Here is an 18,948-nt window from a genome sequence, read left to right on the forward strand (position 1 = left end):
GAGGCTATCGCCCCGGAAGGGGGCCCCGGGCCACCGGCTGGCGGGGCCCGTGAGGATCACCACTCGACCGGGAGGTGGCTCGGCGTGGTCTCGGTCGGCGGCACCGCGTAGCGGCGCAGCGCGTAGCTCATGATCTTCGCGAACGCCGGGCCGGCGACCGAGCCGCCACCACCGCCGTTGCGCGGGTTCTTGACCACGACGTAGACGGTGAAGCGGGGCTTGTCGGCCGGCGCGAAGCCGGCGAACGACACGTTGAAGGTGCCGTCGTAGCAGCCACAGGCCTCGCCGACGGCCTGCGCCGTGCCGGTCTTGCCCGCGACGCGGTAGCCCGGGACGGCCGCGCCGGGAGCGACGCCGTCCTCGGGGTCGAGGACGCGCTCCATCATCAGCATCATCTGGTGGGCGGCCCGCTCGCTGACCACGCGGTGCGTCCTGGTGTGGTCGGTGCCGACGACCTGGCCGTCGTCGGTGGTGGCCGAGCCCCGGACGAGGCTGGGCGAGACGCGGACGCCGCCGTTGGCGATGGTGTTGACCGCGGCGGCCATCTGCACGGCGTTGACCGACAGCGACTGGCCGAACGCGATGCGGTCCTGGGTCTGGTGGGTCCACAGCGCCTTGGCGGGCAGGATGCCCGGCGACTCGCCGCGCATCCCGACGTCGGTGCGCTCACCGAGGCCGAAGGAGCGCAGGTAGTCGTAGAGCTGCCCGGTCCTGAACTTGTCGGCGGCGAGGACGGTGCCGATGTTGGAGGACTTGGCGATCACGCCCGCCAGGGTCAGCCGGATCAGGTCGTGGGGGAACCAGTCGTGGATCGCGCGGTCCTCGCGGTCGAGCTCCCCGGGCACCTTCAGGCGGGTCTTGTCGGTGACCTTGCCGGCGTCGATGAGCGAGCTGAGGGTCAGCACCTTCTCGACCGAGCCGGGCTCGTAGACGTCGCTGGTGGACCGCGAGCCCAGGTCTGCCTTGGGCGACTCCTGCGGGCTGTTGGCGTCGAACGTCGGGTAGTCGGCGACCGAGAGCAGCTCACCGGTGAGGGTGTCCATCACGACGGCCATGCCGGAGTCGCCGCGGGCGTCCTCGACGGTCTGGCGCAGGACGCGCTGGGTGTACCACTGCAGGTCGCGGTCGATGGTGGTGTGCAGGTCCTGGCCCTCGACGGGCGCGGTGATGGTGCTCTCCCCGAGCGGGATCCGGTTGCCGCCGCCGACCTCGTAGCGGGCCGAGCCGTCCTTACCGGCGAGCTGGGCGTTGAACGTGCGCTCCAGGCCGGCCAGCGGCTCGTCGGTGCCGAGGAAGCCGATGATGTTGGCGGCCACGTCGCCGGCCGGGTAGTCCCGGACCGGGTCGCGCCGGATGTCGAGGCCCTCGAAGCCCTCGTGGCGGGCGGCGGTGAGCACGTCGGTGGCCAGGGTCGCGGGGACCCGGCGGGCGATGTACTCGAACCGGCTGCCCTCGGCGCGCAGCTTCTTGAGGGTGGAGAAGTAGTCGACGTGCAGGCGGTTGGTGAGGAACTTCGCCATCTCGGGCGCCTGGTCGGTCGTCATGTAGGGGTCGGCCACCAGCATGTAGCCGGCCACGGAGTCGGCCAGCGGCTCGCCGTTGCGGTCCAGGATGTCACCGCGCTGCGCGGGCAGGTCGACGTTGACCAGGCCCTCGGCCGCCGCCATCGCGGCGTAGGAGTTGGGGTCGATCCCCTGCAGCTGCACCAGGCGGGCGCCGAACACCGAGAGCACCATCGCGATGACGATGAAGCCGAACCGCAGCCGGAGCTGCGGCGCTCCACGCCGGCTGCCCCGGGGGCGGCGCGGCTGGGGGCGGCGGGACTGGCGCACGGACGACTCCGGTCTCAGTGGTGGGTGTGCTTGGAGGGGTTCTTGTTGCCCTTGTGACTGTTGTGGCCATTCTGGTGGCTGGAGGAGGCGCCGGCGTTGTCCGACGCGCCGGTGGTGCTGTCAGCCGGAGGGTCGACGTACGTCGGGGTCGGCGTGAGCACCGGCGGCTTCGGCGGGACGGCGGGCCAGATCGGCTGGCCGTCGGCCGGGGTGGAGACGAACGGGGCGCCACTGACCTTGCCGCTGCGCAGGTCGAGGAAGAGCGGGTTGTGCGGGTAGACCATGCCCATCCGGCGGGCCTGGTCGGCCACGCGCTGCGGGGAGCGGAGCTCGTCGAGCTCCATCTTCAGCGTGAGCTGGCGGGCCGACAGGGTGCTGGCCTGGTTCTCCAGCGCGGTCGTGGCGAACGCCGCCTGCTGCATGGAGGTGTTGAAGAGGAGCAGGCCGATGACGCCGCCGAGCAGCACGAGGCTGACCAGGGCGACGAAGGGCATGCGCGGGGCGCGGACGCGTCGTCGCGGCACCACCGTGAGCCGGGCGCGCTCGACCGCCGCCTCGGCGATGCGCGGCATGCGCTGGCGGAACTGAACGGCGGGACTGCTCATCACGCTTCTCCTCTTCTGCGGGTCGGGCCACTGGTGGGGCCGTCGGGTCGGACACGTTCGATGGCGCGCAGCCGGACGCTGGCCGCGCGGGGGTTCTCCTCGATCTCGCCGGCGTCGGCCTTCTCGCTGCCGCGGGTGACCAGGCGCAGGGCCGGCTCGCTCCCCTCGGGCACGAACGGCAGGTCGAGCGGTACGACGCTCTTGGTGGCGGCGGCGAAGGCCTGCTTGACCAGGCGGTCCTCGAGCGAGTGGTAGGACTCCACGACGACCCGGCCACCGACGGCGATCGCGTCGATCGCGGCCGGCATCGCGCGGCGGAGCACGGCCAGCTCGTCGTTGACTTCCATGCGGAGGGCCTGGAAGGTGCGCTTGGCCGGGTGTCCCCCGGTGCGTCGCGCCGGCGCCGGGATCTCGGCGTACAGCAGCTCGACGAGGCGGCCCGACCGGCTCCACGGCTCGGTCTCGCGCTCGCGGACGATCGCGCGGGCGATCTTGGCCGCGAACTTCTCCTCGCCGTAGTCGCGCAGGATGCGGGTCAGGTCGCCGACGGCGTAGGTGTTGAGGACGTCCGCGGCGGTCTGGCCGACGGTGCTGTCCATGCGCATGTCCAGCGGCGCGTCCTCGGCGTAGGCGAAGCCGCGCTCGCGGAGGTCGAGCTGCATGGAGGAGACGCCGAGGTCGAAGAGCACGGCGTCGACGCTGCGGCGGCCGAGGCCGGCCAGGACGTCCGGGATCTCGTCGTAGACCGCGTGCACGGGGGTGAACCGGTCACCGAAGGGCGCGAGGCGCTCGCCGGCCAGGGCCAGGGCGGCCGGGTCGCGGTCGACCCCGATCACGCGGGAGCCGGGGAGCCGGGTCAGGACGGCCTCGCTGTGGCCGCCGAGGCCGAGCGTGGCGTCGATCATCGTCGCTCCCTCGTGCCCGAGTGCGGGCGCCAGAAGAGCGACGACCCGGTCGAGGAGGACCGGGACGTGGCGGGGGCTGCTCATGGTCGCGCCCTACCGGCCCAGGCTCGTGAGGACGAGGAACGCCGTGGCCAGGCCGAACGAGGTCGCCGCCGAGAAGGCCATCACCGCGGCCGCCTCCCGGGCCTGGTGACGCACCCGGCGTACCGGTGCCACTGGCGTGATGCTCATGAGTTCGACCCCGTTGTCTGCTGCTGCGCGAAACTGCGTGAAATGTGGTGATCCGCCGGACCAGGTCCCTGCCCGCTCCCTCGTGGGAAGTCGTCGTCTGGGGCCGGGGAAGGTGTCCCAGAAGACGGTCGGGGAGCGGGCCCGAGACCTCGTCCTGCGGATCGCTGTGCTGTTGTCCTCGGTGCTGCTGGTCGATGTGTGTCGGGAGGTGTTCAGACCCCCGGGAAGACCTCTTCGCTGAGCTCGGAGAACTTCGTCTCCTGCTCCGCGCTGTACTGCTGCCACCTGGCCGGGTCCCAGATCTCGACCCGGTTCATCACCCCGATCACCACCACGTCCCGCTCGAGCGAGGCGTACTCGCGGAGCATCGGCGTGATCGTGATGCGGCCCTGCTTGTCCGGCTTCTCCTCCGAGGCTCCGGCGAACAGGAAGCGGGTGTAGTCCCGCGCCCCCTTCACCGTCACCGGCGCTTCCTGGGCCTTGCGGGTGAGCTCCATGAAATCGGCCATCGGCCAGACCGTGAGGCAGAACTCCTGCCCCCTGGTCACCACGAGCCCCTCCGCAAGCTGGTCCCTGAACTTCGCCGGGAGGAACAGCCGCCCCTTCTCGTCGAGCTTGGGGGTGTAGGTGCCCATGAAGAACATCGAGCACCTCCACTCCCCCACCCTGAAACGGGCTGATCCTCCACTGCGCACCACTTTACTCCACTTCCCTCCACCGTCAACCACATTCGCCCATGTCGTGAGCGTGTTTCCGGTGTTTCTCGTGGCTCTCTCCCCCGGACGGCGCGGGCCCTGGCCGACCGCCTGCCTCACGTGTTTGCGCAGGTCAGGGGCCGTACGGCGGCCGCCGTACCGCGGCCGGGGAGGAGAAGTGGAGCGCCGGTGGGGAGAACGGGGCGCCGGTGGTGGGGGGAAGTGGAGCGAAAAGTGGGGAATCGGATGGCCGTCCGGAACGCGCGCTCAGAAATCGGGCAGCATCCGCAACCAAACCGTGATGGCGGGAGTCAGATGCAGTACGGCCAGGGGGCGCGTATGTTTCGCGCACGCCCTACCGTTGGATGCGTAGGGGTGGAGGCAGTTCTCGGGTGGCAGGGGAAGGATCGGGCGTGGATTCTGGGAGCACTGGCGGCGCGGACCTCGAGACGCTGGCACGCGTCGTCGGCAGGGTGCGGGCCAACATCGAGCGGGTCATCGAGGGCAAGCCGGACGTGGTCTCCTCGACACTGGTCGTACTGCTCGCCGAGGGGCACCTGCTGATCGAGGACGTGCCCGGCGTCGGCAAGACGATGCTGAGCAAGGCGCTGGCGCGCAGCATCGACTGCTCGGTGCGGCGGATCCAGTTCACGCCGGACCTGCTGCCCTCCGACGTCACCGGTGTCTCGATCTTCAACCAGAACAGCCGGGAGTTCGAGTTCCGCCCGGGCGGCGTCTTCGCCAACATCGTGGTCGGCGACGAGATCAACCGCGCCTCGCCCAAGACCCAGTCGGCGCTGCTGGAGTGCATGGAGGAGCGGCAGGTCACCGTCGACAACGCGACCTACCAGCTCGACACGCCCTTCATGGTGATCGCGACCCAGAACCCCATCGAGATGGAGGGCACCTATGCCCTCCCCGAGGCCCAGCGCGACCGCTTCATGGCGCGCGTCTCGGTCGGCTACCCCGTCGAGGCGGCCGAGATCGCGATGCTCAACTCCCACACCGGCAGCAACCCGCTCGACGACCTCGAGCCGGTCACCGACGCCGCCGAGGTTCGCAAGCTCTCCCAGATCGTCGGCCAGGTCTACGTCTCCGAGGCCGTGCAGCGCTACGTCGTGCACCTGACCTCGGCCACCCGCCGGTCCGAGGAGCTCACCCTGGGCGCGTCGCCGCGCGCGACGCTCCACCTGGTGCGGGCCGCCAAGGCGATGGCGGCCATGCACGGGCGCGACTACGTCCTGCCCGACGACGTGCACACCCTCGCCCGCCCCGTCCTCGCGCACCGGCTGCTGCCGAGCGTCGAGGCCGCCATGAGCGGCCGCTCGACCTCGCAGATCCTCGACGGCATCGTCGCGGGCGTCCCGGTGCCCGAGGGGACCCGTGCGTGAGGCGCTTGCCGGGCTGACCGTCCGCGGACGGGCGTTCATCGCCGCCGGGATCACGGCGATCGTGTGCGCGATCGTCCTGGGCCAGCCCGCGCTGACCCGGGTCGGTGTGCTGGTGCTGGCCCTGCCGCTGGTCACGGCCCTCGTGCTGTCGCGCAGCCGCTACAAGCTCGCGCTGGTCCGCACCGTCACCCCCCAGCTGGTCGCCGCCGGCCAGCCGGCGCGGGTCAACCTCGCCCTCACCAACGAGGGCCGCACGCCCAGCGGCGTGCTGCTGCTCGAGGACCACGTCCCCTACGTGCTGGGCACCCGCCCGCGCTTCGTGCTCGAGGGCATCGGCCACGGCTGGCGCCGGCACGTCACCTACCAGGTGCGCTCCGACGTCCGGGGCCGCTTCGAGATCGGCCCGATGTCGGTGCGCGTCAGCGACCCCTTCGGGCTGATCGAGCTCGGCCGCGCCTTCCGCACCACCGTGCCGCTGACCGTCACCCCACGCACCGTGCCGCTGCCCAACATCCCCCTCGGCGGCGCCTGGACCGGCTCCGGTGACAACCGGCCGCGGGCCTTCGCCACCGGCTCGGCCGAGGACGTCACCGTGCGCGAGTACCGCCGCGGCGACGACCTGCGTCGCGTGCACTGGCGCAGCTCGGCCCGGGTCGGCGAGCTGATGGTGCGCCGCGAGGAGCAGCCCTGGCAGTCGCGGGCCACGCTCTTCCTCGACAACCGGCTGCGCTCGCACCGGGGCCAGGGCATCGCCTCCTCCCTCGAGGCTGCCGTCTCCGCCGCCGCGTCGATCGCGGTCCACCTCTCGCACCGCGGCTTCACCGTCCGGCTCGTCACCGCGACGGGCGAGGACCCCAGCTCCGCCTGGCACTTCCGCGACGCGGACCTCAACACCGGCCCGCTGCTCGAGGCGCTCGCCGTCGTCCAGGCCGTCCACCAGCCGCAGCTCGACACGGCCTGGCTCGCCGAGGGCACCCACGGGGGCCTGACCGTCGCGGTGTTCGGTGCCGTCGAGGCGATCGACGTACCCGTGATCAGGCGGATGCAGCTGCACGCCGGCTCCGCGATGGCCATCGCCCTCGACGTCGACGCCTGGGTCTCGCCCAACGCCGCGCCGGGCGACGCCTCCGGTGCGCTGGCCCAGCAGGGCTGGCGGGTCACGCCCCTGCGTCCCCGCGACCGGCTCGACTCCGTCTGGCAGGACCTCGGCCGCAGCGGCCCCACCTCCTCGATGGTCGGCGGGCTCGGCGCCCCGCCCGCACCCCAGGCGGCCCGATGAGCAGGATGCGCGGGGGCCTGGGCTCCCAGCTCTCGCTGGCCGGGGCCGCCGCCCTCACCACGTGGGTGGCGATGTGGTCGTGGCGCGGCTTCACGCAGATGCCCGGCCGCTTCCTCGGCCCGCTCTTCGTGCTCGCCGCGCTGGTGGCCGGCATCGGCGCCCTGGCCCGGTGGTGGCGGGCGCCCTGGCCGGCCGTCCTGGGCCTCCAGGCGCTCGTCGGCGGGATGGTCGCCTCCGCGATGCTGTGCGGCTCGCCGGTGCCCGTCGGTCCGGCCTACTCCCGCCTCCTCGACGCGTTCCGGGCCGCCGTCGACTCCTCCCAGACGTACGCCGCCCCGGTGCCGGCGCACGCGCCGGGCGTCCATCCGCTGCTGATCGCCGGCGGCCTCCTCTGCGTGCTGCTGGTCGACGCGCTCGCCTGCACGCTCCGCCGGGTGCCCCTGGCCGGCCTGCCGCTGCTGATGGTCTACAGCATCCCGGTGAGCCTGCTCGGAGGCGGCGTGACCTGGTGGGTCTTCGCCGCGACCGCCGCCGGCTTCCTCGGCCTGCTGTTCCTCCAGGAGAACGAGGCGGTGGCCCGCTGGGGCCGGCCGCTCGGCGAGGACCCCGCCACCGCGGACCCCACCGGCTTCGGCGTGCGCACCGGCGCGATCAAGACCAGCGCGACGACCATCGGTGGGGTGGCCACCGCCCTGGCGGTCTTCGTGCCGTTCCTGGTCCCGACCTTCGGCGTGCACCTGTTCAACCTCGGGCAGGGCCCCGGCGGGAACGACGAGATCAGCATCGAGAACCCCATGACCGACCTGCGCCGCGACCTGGTGCGCGGCGCCGACTTCCCGGTCGTGCGCGTCACGACCGACGACCCGAACCCGTCGTACCTGCGGATCTCGGTGCTCGACCGCTTCAACGACAACGAGTGGACGTCCGGCGACCGCACCGTCCCGACCAACAACCTGCCCGACGGCGACATGCCGCCGCTGCAGGGGGTCTCGTCGGCGGTCGCCCGCACGACCTACAACTACGACGTCACGATCGAGGACGCGTTCGACTCGACCTGGCTGCCGACGCAGTTCCCCATCAGCAACATCCAGGCCGACGGCGACTGGCGCTACGACACCTCGACGATGGACTTCATCGCCGGCGACAAGGACCTGACCACGGCCGGCATGCACTACACGATGACCGCGGTGAAGCTGAACGTCGAGGCCTCGGCGCTGGCGCTCGCCCCGTCGTCGGCCGGCCAGGTCAGCAAGGACTTCGTCCAGCTCCCCACCGGCATCCCGGTGCTGGTGCGCCAGCTGGCACAGGAGGTCACCCGCGAGGCCCCGAGCCGCTTCGAGAAGGCCGTCGCGCTGCAGCGCTGGTTCCGCGAGACCGGCGGCTTCACCTACGACCTGCACTCCGCGGTCGGCAACGGCACCGACGAGCTGGTCTCCTTCCTCAGCACCGGCGACGGCGGCCGGACCGGCTACTGCGAGCAGTTCGCCTCGGCCATGGCCGTGATGGCCCGCGAGCTCGGCATCCCCGCGCGGGTGGCTGTCGGCTTCCTGCTGCCGCGCCAGGTCAGCCCGCAGACCTACGAGTACTCCTCCTACGACCTGCACGCCTGGCCCGAGCTGTTCTTCCCGGGCTCCGGCTGGGTGCGCTTCGAGCCGACCCCGTCCGAGCGCGCGCGGACCGTGCCGTCGTACACCACCCAGGACGTGCCGGTCCTGGACCCGACCATCGGCTCGACGGCGGTCCCGGAGAACGGCCTGCCGAGCCGCGGCTCCAGCAGCCAGGCGTCGGCGAGCCCGTCGGCCGACAAGGCGTCCGCCCGGGGTGACACGGTCGCCCCGTTCCCGTGGGCTCCCGTGGCCGGCGGCCTGGCCGCACTGGCGCTGGTCGCCGCGCTGCTGGTGCTGCCCCGCTTCCTGCGCCGTCGGCGCCGCCAGCTCCGGCTGGCCGGCGGCCCGGAGGACGCCTGGGCCGAGTTGCGGGCGACCGCCCTGGACCTCGGCGTGCCCTGGCCCGAGGCCCGGTCCCCGCGCGAGACGCGGGACGTGCTGGTGGAGTTCCTCGGCGCCCCGGTCGGGTCCGGCGGCGACGAGCGGCCCGCGCACGGTCCCGCGGTCGCGCCGGGAGCGGTGCAGTGCCTGGACCGGATCGTGCGCGCCCTGGAGCTGCTGCGCTACGCCCGCGGGGGCGACGGCGCCGGGTCAGCCGCGCTGCGGACCGAGGCCGAGACCTGCGTCGCCGCGCTCGAGGGCGGCGCGTCGCGGGGCGCCCGGCGCCGGGCCGAGTGGTGGCCGCGGTCGGTGCTCACCAAGGACGCGCGTCGCGCGGTCGGCGTGGCACCGCGGCCGGAGGAGACGAGATACGGCGGGGTCGTCGACCACGTGGGCTGACGTCGTCTGACGTCTGCTGACGTCTGCTGAGAGGTCGGGCCTAGAAGCCGTTGTTCTCGTCGCGGCGACGACGCCAGCGCTGCTCCATGCGCTCCATGAAGGGAGCGTGGGAGGGGCGGCGGTTGCGACGGCCACGGCCGGAGCGGCCGCCGTCGATGACGGTGAACCCGTGGGTCGCGTGACCGGCCGCGCGCGGGTCGGGGTGGCCGTGCTGGACGGCCTGCTGGCTGCGGAGCGAGGTGACCGCGACGGTGGCGGAACCCAGCATGATCACGAAGCCGGCGATGCCGAGAGCCCAGAACTTGGGGTTGTCGCCGGAGAGCACCGCACCGGCCATCAGGACCGCGACGCCGATCGCGAACACGACCCCCGCCACGATCGCGCGCCGACGGGCGGACCGCCGGAGCGAGGTGCCGCGCAGGGTGGAGGCGAGCTTGGGGTCCTCTTCGACGAGAGCGCGCTCCATCTGCTCGAGCAGTCGGAGCTCCTCTTCGGAGAGCGGCACCGGTCCTCCCTGGGTAGATGCGGGACAGCCGTCGACAGGTGTCGAAGTGGCTACCGTGCACTCAAGTCTAGGCAGGGGCCGGGCATCTCGGTAGGCGGGTTGTGGAATTTCACCACCGAAGTGATGCACGAGTCGTCTCCGGCCGTGTCGGGGCGGTGTCGAAGCCGTGCCGCGGCAGGGGTCCGGCACCGTCAGGACAGCAGGCTGGCCGGCCGGACGGCCGCGGAACCGAAGCGCAGGGTCGCCCGGTCGACCGCCCGGTCGGCGTCGGACCAGCCCCGCTCGCGCTCGCCCAGCACCAGCTGGCGGTGGACCGTCCCGCGCGGGACCAGGCCCTCGACCCGCACCCCGACCAGTCGCAGCCGGGCGCGCTGGAGGCCGAGGGCGTCGTACAGGCCGGTGGCGGTGCGGTAGATCTCCTGGGTCACGTCGGTCGCCTCGGGCAGGGTCCTGGAGCGGGTGATGGTGGTGAAGTCGGCGAACCGGACCGTGATCGCGACCGTGCGGCCGGCGACGCCGGCGACCCGCATCCGGCTGGTGACCTTGGCGGTGAGCCGGAGCAGCTCGCGCAGGATCACCTCGCGGTCGTCGGTGTCGCGGCCGAAGGTCTCCTGGGCGCCCATCGACTTGTCGGGGTCGCCCCCGCCGAAGGCCGAGACGTTGCGCGCGACGATCGCACGCCGGTCGGTGCCCCAGGCCAGCTCGTGGAGGTGGGCACCCAGGCCCTCGCCGACCGCGCGCTGGAGGGTGCGCAGGGGGGTGTGGGCGACGTCGCCGACGGTGATCAACCCCAGCCGGTGCAGCATCGCCTGGGTCTTCTCCCCCACGCCATAGAGCTCGCCCACGTCGAGGGGGTGCAGGAAGGAGGTGACCTCCTCGGGCGGCACGACCACCACGCCGTCGGGCTTGGCCCGGCGGCTGGCCAGCTTGGCGACCGAGACCGAGGACGCCACCCCGACCGAGCAGGTCACGCCCTGCTCGTCGTGGATGGTGGCGCGCAGCTGCTCGGCGATCTGCAGGGGCGTGCCGAGTCGCCGGACCGAGCCGCGGACATCGAGGAACGCCTCGTCCATCGAGAGCACCTCGACCAGTGGGGTGACCCGGCGGAAGTTCTCCATCACCGAGGACGACACCTGGCCGAACAGGTCGTAGTCGGGCGGCACGACCACCGCCTGCGGGCACAGCCTCCGGGCGCGGGTGTTGGGCATCGCCGAGCGGACGCCGTACTGGCGGGCGAGGTAGTTGGCCGAGAGCACCACGCCGCGGTGTCCGCCGCCGACGATCACGGGGACGTGCTGCAGGTCGGGGCGGTCGCGGGTCGCCACGGAGGCATAAAAAGCGTCCATGTCGACGTGCAGGATCGAGCAGGCGGAGGACCGATCACCCATGGTGACCCCCTCGGTGACCGGCCCTACTGTGCGATGAGGTGCAGCTGCGCGGCGAGGGGGTGGAACTCCGGGCGGGTGGCCACGGCGTGCTCGAGCTCGACCAGGGACGCGGTGGCACCGGGCTCGAGGTCGAGCAGCGAGCCGGGGACCAGGTCGGCGAAGACCCGGATGCCGTGCACCGAGGCCGGGGCGAAGCCGGCGCCGGCGAGCAGACCGACGATCTCGTCGTGGGTGAACCGGCGACCCGCCCGGCCCGTGGGCGCGGTCGCGTCGAGGAGGCCGAGGGCCTGCTGGAAGTGGCCGGCCATGGCGCGCGCGATGACGGCGGCGTGCCGCTGGGCGACCAGCAGGCTGAGGGTGCCGCCGGGGCGGAGCACCTCGCGGATCGTGGCCAGCGCGGCGGCGGGGTCCTCGACCACCTCGAGGACGCCGTGGCAGAGCACCACGTCGGCGCTGTCGGGTCCGGTGACGTCGAGCAGGGTCGACAGGTCGCCCTGCTGGCCGCGGACCTCGACGCCGAGCTCGCGGGCCCGGCGGTCGAGCGCGGCGAGCGCGTCGGGGCTGGGGTCGACGACGGTGACCCGGTGGCCGAGCTCGGCGACCCGGGCGGCGAAGCCGCCGGTGCCGCCGCCGATGTCGAGCACGTCGCGGGCGGCGACGTCCTCGAGGACCGGGCGCAGGCCCTCCCACACCACGGCGGTGCGGGCGGCGCCCCGGCGCTCGCTGGGACGGTCGCTGGGCCGGTCGCTGGCTGGCATGCGTCACACCCTAGTGGCGGGTGGGAGTCGGTCATCCGGTGAGTCATCCCGCGCTCCCGGGACTGCGGTGCCACAGCTTGCGTGCCACGTCCTTCGTCTCCTCGCCGGCGGGCTTGATGTCGGAGTAGGGCGACATCCGGAAGCCGCTGGAGTGCACCAGCACCCGGCGGCGCTCGGGCTCCTCGACCCCGAAGCCCGCGGGCACGACGGCCATCGCCGCGCGGACCGCCTCGATGCCGGCCTCGCCGGCACCGTGGGACTGCCACAGGGCGAACAGCTCGGGCAGCGCCCAGCAGCCGGTGGCGCGCAGGGAGACACCCCGGTGGCCGGTGCGGCGCAGCTCGCCGCGGACCACGAGCAGCCAGGAGTGGAAGACGGTGGCGGCGTAGGGACCCTGGGCGTCCTCGAAGAACGTCGCGTCGACCGGCCCCGTGGAGTCGTCGAGGGTCAGGAAGATGACCCGTCGGCCGGAGCGGATCGGCGGGGTCTGGGTGGCGACCTTGACCCCCGCGACCAGGAGCTCGGACTTGCTGCGGCGCTGGAGCAGCTCGCTGCTGCGGGTGGTGCCGAGCTGGCGCAGGAAGGTCGCGTAGGTCTCGACGACGTGCCGGCTCGCGTCGAGCCCGAGGATCTCCAGCTCGGCGTTCATCCGCTCCTGCGGGGACAGCTCGGGCAGCCCGGAGACCTCGCCCTCCCCCGGCTCGTCGCCGAGGTCGAGGGCGAGCTGGACCGAGGTGACCGGCCGCGGGGCTGCGGTGGCGCGCGACTGCGCGGCGGCCCGCGCCCACACACCCTGGTCGGCCAGGGCGTGCCGCTCGGTGCTGGGCGCGGCCTCACGCTCCAGCGGGTCGGAGCTGTTGCGGACCGCGGCCTGGTCGGCGACGGTCCGGGCCCGGGAGCCGGGGGCGCTGCCCCCCGCGGCGGTGGGCCGCCGGCCGGCCAGCCCGCGACCACGACCGGCGCGCTCGACGGCCCGGGCGTGGCGGTCGAGCTCGGCCACCTGCAGCAGCAGGTCGCGGCGGGTGACCCGGCCGCGCCGGCCGACCCCCTCGGAGCTGGTGCCGATGCCGTAGACGGAGTCGAACCCGCCGGCCAGCACCAGCCGCTCGGCGATCGGCCGGGAGACCCGCGCGCGGTGCCAGAAGTCGGTGAGCGAGTGGTAGGGCCGGGCCGCGACGACCCGCTCCACCTCCCCCTCGTTGATCCCCTTGACCTCGGCCAGGGCCAGCCGGATGCCGTAGGGGGTCTCGGCAGGCTCGACCACCGGGGACGGAAGCTTCTCCACGACGTAGGTCTGCTCGCTGGTGTTGACGTCGAGGCCGAGGACGGCGATGCCGAGCTGGCGGGCGTCGTCGAGGATCAGGCGCTTGGGGTACATGCCGGGGTCGTGGGTGAGGAGGCCGGCGATGAAGTGGGCCGGCCAGTGCGCCTTGAGCCAGGCGGACTGGTAGGTCGGCAGCGCGAACGCCGCCGCGTGGGCCTTGCAGAACCCGAACGACGCGAACGCCTCGAGGACCTTCCAGACGTCCTCGACCACCCGGAGGGGGTAGCCGTGGGCGAGCGCGCGCGGGAAGAACCAGAGCCTGGTCTCGGCCATCCCCTCGACGTCGCCGAGCGCGCGGCGGCGCTCGTCGGCCTCGGCGTAGGAGACCCGCGCGAACCGCGCGATCATCTCGATGACCTGCTCGTGGAAGACCACCACGCCCCGGGTCTGCCCCAGGATCGGGCGCAGGTCGTCGTGGAGGTAGACCGGTGCCTTCCAGCCCTGCTTGGCCTCGAGGTAGGGGGTGATCATGTCGCTCTTGACCGGCCCGGGCCGGAACAGCGAGATGTCGGTGATGATGTCCTCGAAGCTCTCGATGCCGGACTTGCCGACCAGCTCGCGCTGCCCCGGCGACTCGATCTGGAAGACGCCCAGGGTCTTGGCGGCCGAGATCATCGCGTAGGTCGCGGGGTCGTCGAAGGGCACCTGCTCCTCGTCGTCGAGGTCGACCACCACGTCGTCGACCCGCTGGATCTCGGCGAGCGCGTGCGCCATCGAGGACTGCATCCGGATGCCGAGCACGTCGAGCTTGAGCAGCCCGAGGTCCTCCACGTCGTCCTTGTCGAACTGGCTCATCGGGAAGCCGGCGTACGACGCCTCGACGGGGGTGCGGTCGAGCAGGGTGGCGTCGGAGAGCAGCACCCCGCACGGGTGCACGGCGATGTGGCGCGGCAACCCGTCGAGCCGCTCCACCAGCCCGAACATCAGGTCGAGGCGCTCCTCGCCCAGGCCGCTGGCGCGCAGCTCGGGCAGCTCGCGCAGCGCGGCCCGGGCGTCGCGGGCGCGGATGTGCGGGAAGGCCTTGGCGATCGCATCGGTCTCGCCCGGGGGCATGCCGAGCGCGGCGCCGACGTCGCGGACGGCGTGGCGGACCCGGTAGGTGTCCATCATCGAGACGCAGACGCAGCGCTCACCGCCGTACTGGTCGAGGATCGCGGTGTAGACCTCGAGCCGGCGTGCGGACTCCACGTCGACGTCGATGTCGGGCAGCGCCCGGCGCAGCGGGGAGAGGAAGCGCTCCATGAGCAGGCCGTGGCGGATCGGGTCGACGCCGGAGATGCCGAGCAGGTAGTTGACCAGGCTGCCGGCGCCCGACCCGCGGGCCGCGCACCGCACCCCCATCTCCCGGATCAGGTCGGTGACGTCGCCGACGGTGAGGAAGTAGGAGGCGTAGCCCAGGGTGCGGATCGTCTCGAGCTCGTCGTCGAGCCGCTTCCAGATGCGCTGGCGCGGGGCCGAGCCGTAGCGGTCGCCGATCGCGCCCTCGCAGCGGGCGCGGAGCAGGACGTCGGCGCTCGCCCCTTCCCCGGACAGGGTGAACTCGGGGAAGTGCACCTCGCCCAGGCCCAGGTCGGCCCGTGGGTCCAGGGCGCACCGGTCGGCGACCGCGCGGGTGCGGGCCAGCAGCTGCCGGGCCTCGCGGGCGGGGTCGCCCAGGCCGGCCGTCCGGGCGATCTCCTCGGCGACCTCCTGCATCTGCTTGCCGGACTTGAGGAAGCCCTCGGCGTTGCCGCGGAACGCGTCGGGGCCGATGTGGCGCAGGTCGGCGGAGCCGAGCGCGACCAGCCGGCGGGCCGCGTCGAGGACGTCGATGGTGGGGGCGTCGCGGCGGTCGGCGTAGCGGACCGCGTTGGACAGGATCGTGCCGAGGCCGGCCCGGCGGGCCACGCCGGCCATCCGGGCGGCGTGCGGGGTGGTGCCCGGGCCCCAGCCGCCGCCGGACCGGCTGCCGGGGAGCCGGTGGGAGACCAGCTCGACCAGGAGGTTCTCGGCCGGGACCAGCGCGCGCCAGCGCGCCAGGGCGGCCTCGGCCAGGTCGTCGCGGCGCCGGGTCGCGGCCGCGCCCACCTCCGAGCCCGGACCGAGCAGCACCACCAGCTGCCCCGCGCCCAGCGGCCCGGCGAGCTCGCGGGCGAGCAGGTCGAGGTCGAGGACGGGGGTGCCGCGCTCGCCGGAGAGGTGGGTGGCCGAGACCAGTCGGCACACCGCCGCCCACCCGGCCCGGCCGCCGCCCGGTCCGCCGGCCGCGGCCAGGAAGGTGACCCGGGGCAGCCGCGGGTCGCGGAACGCCCCGCCGCGGACGGGGGTGCGCGTCCGCCGGACGTCCGTTGCCTGGGTCGGGAGGTGGGCGAGGTCGACCCCGAGCACCGGCCGCACTCCCCCGGACAGGCAGGCCTTGGCGAACTTCACCGCGCCGTAGGTGCCGTCGCGGTCGGTGAGCGCCAGGGTGTCCATCTCCTGCTCCACCGCCCGTTCGACGAGCGTGTGCGGGTGCGAGGCTCCGTATTGCAGGGAGTAGCCGGAGGCCACGTGGAGATGGGGGAACGGGTCGGGCACGGGGTGGGACCGCCTCTCAGCCGGCTCGACCCCTGCTGGATGCGTTCGAACAGGTGTTCGAACATGTTCAAAGCCTAGCACCGCTCGCGGGGCGGATCACCCGGCCGGAGCGACCTAGCCGACGGCCCGCGTCACCACCGAGCTCCGCTGGGTCTGGGCGTGGGGCACCAGCCCCAACGAGGACTCCACGACGGCCAGGAACCGGTCGGCGTCGCGGACCAGGTCGTCGGCCTCGCGCTCGCTGACGGCCCGGGTCGAGCCGGCCTCGGCCGCGGCCCGCTTGCCGGCGCCGGCGGCGAAGAACCGGGCCCACTCCTCGAGCTCGGGAGCCACCTCGGCCAGCAGCACCCAGGCGTTCTTCTGGGGGCGGCGCCGCTGGGGCGCCGGATGGGCGCGGGCAGCCAGCAGGGCTGCCGCGGCCCGGAGCGCGGCGACGTGGGCGCAGGCATAGCGGGTCGGCACCTCGCGGGCGCCGATCGCCTCGCTCAGCGACTCCGCCGCCCGGGCGAGGTAGGAGTGGGTGGTCGCGGGCAGGGCGTAGGGATTGGGAGCGTTCATCACGGTCACCTCAGTCCTCACAGCCGACGAGCTGCCAGCAGCCGTCGCTCCAGTCGAAGGAGAGGTCGAAGACCCCACCCCTGTCGGACCCGCGGCCGGCCTCCACCCGCCACAGCTCGCGCTCGACGAGCAGGTCGGCGGCCAGCGCCGTGCCACCGTCGGACCGGGGCTCGTCGGAGCCGATCACCGCCCGGGCCCCCGAGGACTGCCACCACGGTGCCGTCTCCACCCAGTGGGCGAGCACCGCCCGCACCTTCCACAGCCGCCCGTGCCACAGGAACTGCTCGGGGCCCTCCATGCCGGTCACCCAGCCCTTGCGCACCTCGACGGGGTCGTCGTACCGCCTCACCTGGTCGTCCTCTCTCCCACAGCAGGCACCGCACTGCACCGGTCGACCCCCGGACCCGGCAGGGACGGGGGTCGAGGTCGCCCCTGCCGGGTGGCGTTCGAACGCGTGTTCGAACACCATGAACGGTACACCCGGCCACGGACAGTCCGTCAAGGAATGACGAGGACGTGTCCGGACACGTTCTCGGGGACGGCTCAGGAGCGGGTGGAGGGCTCCGTGGAGTGGGTGGCCAGCCAGGCGCCGCGGATGTAGCGGCTGGTGTCGCGGTGCCACATGAAGTAGAGCAGGGCGGCGTCGAGCACGACCGCGACCAGCGAGAGCACCAGGAACAGGGTCGGCGGGCTGGTCCGGAGGCCGGCCAGGGTGGCCACGGCCATGAAGGCGACCAGGGCGGTGAGCGAGAGGCGGGCCCAGTTGTGGCCCTCGCGGAAGAACGCGATCAGCACGCCGGCCAGGCCGGCGAACACGAAGAACAGCACGATCGCGACCGGCACGAACGCCGGCGGCTGGACGGTGGTGCTGAGCTCGTCGCGCCCGGAGGCCCAGGAGTCCACCAGCTCGTCCTTGAAAACGACGGTCAGGACGGCGGTCAGGCCGCTCATGGCGACCTGGGCGAGCAGGACCCGGACCGCGTTGGTCACCGACTGCGGCTGCTGCCGAATCATGCGAACTCCTTCCGGGCGATCCCCCGATCTGCCCCACCAGTCTCGCGCCAGTCTCGCTGCCGGGGGCGCACCCGGTCTCGCTAGGGTCGCAGTATGACCAGCGAGCACCCGACGATCACGCTATTTCGAGACGAGCACCGCCGCCGGGACGGCGCCGGTGAGGTGGTCATTCTGCCCGACTCGGTCCACACGGCCGCACTCGCGGCGCAGGCCCTCGGCTGCGAGGTCGGCGCGATCGCCAACAGCCTGCTCTTCGACGCCGGCGGCGCGCCGGTGCTGATCCTGACCTCCGGCGCCCACCGGGTCGACACGACCGCGGTGGCGGAGCGGATCGGGGTCCCGGCACTCACCCGGGCCACGCCGGAGTTCGTCCGCGAGCACACCGGGCAGGTCATCGGCGGGGTCTCCCCCATCGGCCACCCGGCGCCGGTGCCGACGTACCTCGACCCGTGGCTCCAGCGGTACGACGTGGTGTGGGCCGCCGCAGGTCACCCCGCAGCCGTGTTCTCGACCACCTTCGACGAGCTGCTCGCCCTGACCGGCGCGACCGTGATCGAGGTGGAGTGATGGAGATCTGGCTCAACCCCGCCTGCTCCAAGTGCCGGACCGCGGTCTCCGAGCTGGAGGCGGCCGGCGTGGACTTCACCGTGCGCCGCTACCTCGACGAGCCGCCGACGGCGGCCGAGCTCGGCGAGGTCGTGGCCCGCATGGGGCTCGAGCCCTGGGACGTGGCCCGCGACAAGGAGGCCGCCGAGGAGGGGATCGACCTCCCCCGCGACGCCTCCCGCCGCGACGAGTGGCTGGCCGCGCTGGCCGCCCACCCGCGCGCCATCCAGCGCCCGATCATCACCGCCGCCGACGGCACCACCGTGATCGGCCGGGACGCGGACTCGCTCGACCGCGTCGTGTCCGCGGAGGCCTGAGCGGTGGACTCGCTGCCCCTGGTGTTCTCGAGCGGCTGGGCCAGCGGCGTCAACACCTACCTCGTCGTCCTCGTGCTCGGGATCGGCGACCGGGTCAGCGACTCCCCGCAGATCCCCGACGCGCTGGGCCGGTGGGACGTGCTGGGGGTGGCGTTCTTCCTCTACGCGTTCGAGTTCGTGGCCGACAAGATCCCCTACGTCGACTCGACGTGGGACGTCGTCTCGACCGCGATCCGGCCGACCGCGGGCGCGGTGATCGGCGTGCTGCTGGCGGGGGACGCCGACACGCTGCAGCAGGCCGTCGCGGGCTCGGTCGGCGGCGGCACCGCGCTGGCCTCCCACCTGGTCAAGGCGGGCGGCCGGCTCGCGATCAACTCCTCCCCCGAGCCGGTCACCAACATCACCGCCAGCGTCCTGGAGGACGTCGCGGTGCTGGGCGTGGTCTGGTTCGCCATCGACCACCCGCGGGCCGCGGCCGCCGTCGCCGGGGTGCTGCTCGCCCTCGGGCTGCTGATGCTGTGGTTCGTCGCCAAGCTCGTCCGCCGCGGCTGGCGGCGATGGCAGGCCAGGCGTTCGCGGGTGACCCACTAGGGTCCA

Annotated in this window: 18 protein-coding genes; 6 read left to right on the plus strand and 12 right to left on the minus strand. The window is 73.2% G+C overall.

Features of this window, described 5'->3' with window-relative positions; genetic code table 11:
- Positions 1-56: 56 nt before the first annotated feature.
- The 5 genes from EJF31_RS18395 to mraZ all read right to left on the minus strand — a co-directional run bounded on the left by EJF31_RS18395 (position 57) and on the right by mraZ (position 4,217).
- Positions 57-1,832, minus strand: a complete 1,776-nt coding sequence (locus tag EJF31_RS18395; protein ID WP_260430955.1) for a penicillin-binding protein 2 — start codon at positions 1,830-1,832, stop codon at positions 57-59.
- Positions 1,833-1,846: 14 nt separating this feature from the next.
- Positions 1,847-2,437 carry a hypothetical protein gene (locus tag EJF31_RS18400; RefSeq protein ID WP_125038628.1) on the minus strand — a complete coding sequence of 197 codons (591 nt, stop codon included), beginning with the start codon at positions 2,435-2,437 and terminating at the stop codon, positions 1,847-1,849.
- The gene (rsmH, locus tag EJF31_RS18405) at positions 2,437-3,426 is read right to left on the minus strand and encodes a 16S rRNA (cytosine(1402)-N(4))-methyltransferase RsmH (RefSeq protein ID WP_125038629.1); all 990 of its coding nucleotides are present in this window, start codon (positions 3,424-3,426) and stop codon (positions 2,437-2,439) included. The genes EJF31_RS18400 and rsmH overlap by 1 nt, the downstream gene beginning before the upstream one ends.
- Positions 3,427-3,435: 9 nt before the next feature.
- Positions 3,436-3,573, minus strand: coding sequence for a hypothetical protein (locus tag EJF31_RS21975; RefSeq protein ID WP_185736344.1), 138 nt, complete (start codon positions 3,571-3,573; stop codon positions 3,436-3,438).
- A 212-nt stretch (positions 3,574-3,785) separates the two neighbouring features.
- Positions 3,786-4,217, minus strand: a complete 432-nt coding sequence (gene mraZ, locus EJF31_RS18410) for a division/cell wall cluster transcriptional repressor MraZ (protein WP_125038630.1) — start codon at positions 4,215-4,217, stop codon at positions 3,786-3,788.
- 416 nt (positions 4,218-4,633) lie between these two features.
- Between mraZ and EJF31_RS18415 the strand changes: the two genes are divergently transcribed.
- Genes EJF31_RS18415 through EJF31_RS18425 form a run of 3 tightly spaced genes read left to right on the plus strand, consistent with a single transcriptional unit; the run spans position 4,634 to position 9,325 of the window.
- Positions 4,634-5,659, plus strand: a complete 1,026-nt coding sequence (locus tag EJF31_RS18415) for a MoxR family ATPase (RefSeq protein WP_125038631.1) — start codon at positions 4,634-4,636, stop codon at positions 5,657-5,659.
- Positions 5,652-6,938: a DUF58 domain-containing protein gene (locus EJF31_RS18420; RefSeq protein WP_125038632.1), complete on the plus strand. Its 1,287-nt coding sequence runs from the start codon at positions 5,652-5,654 to the stop codon at positions 6,936-6,938. Before EJF31_RS18415 ends, EJF31_RS18420 begins: the two co-directional genes overlap by 8 nt.
- Entirely contained in the window at positions 6,935-9,325 is a 2,391-nt protein-coding gene (locus EJF31_RS18425; protein WP_125038633.1) for a DUF3488 and transglutaminase-like domain-containing protein, read from the plus strand. Before EJF31_RS18420 ends, EJF31_RS18425 begins: the two co-directional genes overlap by 4 nt.
- 40 nt (positions 9,326-9,365) lie before the next feature.
- On the opposite strand, the gene EJF31_RS18430 is transcribed toward EJF31_RS18425, so the two are convergent.
- The 7 genes from EJF31_RS18430 to EJF31_RS18460 all read right to left on the minus strand — a co-directional run bounded on the left by EJF31_RS18430 (position 9,366) and on the right by EJF31_RS18460 (position 17,428).
- Positions 9,366-9,830 carry a DUF3040 domain-containing protein gene (locus tag EJF31_RS18430; RefSeq protein WP_125038634.1) on the minus strand — a complete coding sequence of 155 codons (465 nt, stop codon included), beginning with the start codon at positions 9,828-9,830 and terminating at the stop codon, positions 9,366-9,368.
- 191 nt (positions 9,831-10,021) lie between these two features.
- Positions 10,022-11,218 carry a DNA polymerase IV gene (gene dinB, locus EJF31_RS18435; RefSeq protein ID WP_125038635.1) on the minus strand — a complete coding sequence of 399 codons (1,197 nt, stop codon included), beginning with the start codon at positions 11,216-11,218 and terminating at the stop codon, positions 10,022-10,024.
- Between the two features lie 23 nt (positions 11,219-11,241).
- Entirely contained in the window at positions 11,242-11,976 is a 735-nt protein-coding gene (locus tag EJF31_RS18440; RefSeq protein WP_125038636.1) for a bifunctional 2-polyprenyl-6-hydroxyphenol methylase/3-demethylubiquinol 3-O-methyltransferase UbiG, read from the minus strand.
- A 43-nt stretch (positions 11,977-12,019) separates the two neighbouring features.
- Positions 12,020-15,856, minus strand: a complete 3,837-nt coding sequence (locus EJF31_RS18445; protein WP_125038637.1) for a DNA polymerase III subunit alpha — start codon at positions 15,854-15,856, stop codon at positions 12,020-12,022.
- 114 nt (positions 15,857-15,970) lie between these two features.
- Positions 15,971-16,414: an SAV_6107 family HEPN domain-containing protein gene (locus EJF31_RS18450; RefSeq protein WP_125038638.1), complete on the minus strand. Its 444-nt coding sequence runs from the start codon at positions 16,412-16,414 to the stop codon at positions 15,971-15,973.
- 10 nt (positions 16,415-16,424) lie between these two features.
- The gene (locus EJF31_RS18455) at positions 16,425-16,763 is read right to left on the minus strand and encodes a DUF6504 family protein (protein WP_125038639.1); all 339 of its coding nucleotides are present in this window, start codon (positions 16,761-16,763) and stop codon (positions 16,425-16,427) included.
- Positions 16,764-16,957: 194 nt separating this feature from the next.
- Complete coding sequence (locus tag EJF31_RS18460; protein ID WP_125038640.1) at positions 16,958-17,428, minus strand: hypothetical protein; 471 nt, start codon at positions 17,426-17,428, stop codon at positions 16,958-16,960.
- Between the two features lie 93 nt (positions 17,429-17,521).
- On the opposite strand from EJF31_RS18460, the gene EJF31_RS18465 reads away from it, so the two are divergent.
- The 3 genes from EJF31_RS18465 to EJF31_RS18475 are packed head-to-tail and all read left to right on the plus strand — an operon-like array spanning position 17,522 to position 18,942.
- Positions 17,522-17,995, plus strand: a complete 474-nt coding sequence (locus EJF31_RS18465; RefSeq protein WP_125038641.1) for a YbaK/EbsC family protein — start codon at positions 17,522-17,524, stop codon at positions 17,993-17,995.
- A complete protein-coding gene (locus tag EJF31_RS18470; protein ID WP_125038642.1) occupies positions 17,995-18,351 on the plus strand; it encodes an ArsC/Spx/MgsR family protein in 357 nt (118 codons plus the stop codon). Before EJF31_RS18465 ends, EJF31_RS18470 begins: the two co-directional genes overlap by 1 nt.
- A gap of 3 nt (positions 18,352-18,354) precedes the next feature.
- Complete coding sequence (locus EJF31_RS18475) at positions 18,355-18,942, plus strand: DUF4126 domain-containing protein (protein ID WP_125038643.1); 588 nt, start codon at positions 18,355-18,357, stop codon at positions 18,940-18,942.
- Positions 18,943-18,948 lie beyond the last annotated feature (6 nt).

Source organism: Nocardioides sp. LS1 (genome assembly GCF_003865225.1).
GTDB classification, from domain to species: Bacteria; Actinomycetota; Actinomycetes; order Propionibacteriales; family Nocardioidaceae; genus Nocardioides; species Nocardioides ginsengisegetis.

Excerpts from the sequence above, each read along its gene's own strand:
- EJF31_RS18460 (WP_125038640.1), bottom strand. The coding sequence starts at position 17,428 with ATGATTCGGCAGCAGCCGCAGTCGGTGACCAACGCGGTCCGGGTCCTG.
- rsmH (WP_125038629.1), bottom strand. The coding sequence starts at position 3,426 with ATGAGCAGCCCCCGCCACGTCCCGGTCCTCCTCGACCGGGTCGTCGCT.
- EJF31_RS18440 (WP_125038636.1), bottom strand. The coding sequence starts at position 11,976 with ATGCCAGCCAGCGACCGGCCCAGCGACCGTCCCAGCGAGCGCCGGGGC.
- mraZ (WP_125038630.1), bottom strand. The coding sequence starts at position 4,217 with ATGTTCTTCATGGGCACCTACACCCCCAAGCTCGACGAGAAGGGGCGG.
- EJF31_RS18450 (WP_125038638.1), bottom strand. The coding sequence starts at position 16,414 with ATGAACGCTCCCAATCCCTACGCCCTGCCCGCGACCACCCACTCCTAC.
- EJF31_RS18400 (WP_125038628.1), bottom strand. The coding sequence starts at position 2,437 with ATGAGCAGTCCCGCCGTTCAGTTCCGCCAGCGCATGCCGCGCATCGCC.
- dinB (WP_125038635.1), bottom strand. The coding sequence starts at position 11,218 with ATGGGTGATCGGTCCTCCGCCTGCTCGATCCTGCACGTCGACATGGAC.
- EJF31_RS18415 (WP_125038631.1), top strand. The coding sequence starts at position 4,634 with ATGCGTAGGGGTGGAGGCAGTTCTCGGGTGGCAGGGGAAGGATCGGGC.
- EJF31_RS18470 (WP_125038642.1), top strand. The coding sequence starts at position 17,995 with ATGGAGATCTGGCTCAACCCCGCCTGCTCCAAGTGCCGGACCGCGGTC.
- EJF31_RS18425 (WP_125038633.1), top strand. The coding sequence starts at position 6,935 with ATGAGCAGGATGCGCGGGGGCCTGGGCTCCCAGCTCTCGCTGGCCGGG.
- EJF31_RS21975 (WP_185736344.1), bottom strand. The coding sequence starts at position 3,573 with ATGAGCATCACGCCAGTGGCACCGGTACGCCGGGTGCGTCACCAGGCC.
- EJF31_RS18465 (WP_125038641.1), top strand. The coding sequence starts at position 17,522 with ATGACCAGCGAGCACCCGACGATCACGCTATTTCGAGACGAGCACCGC.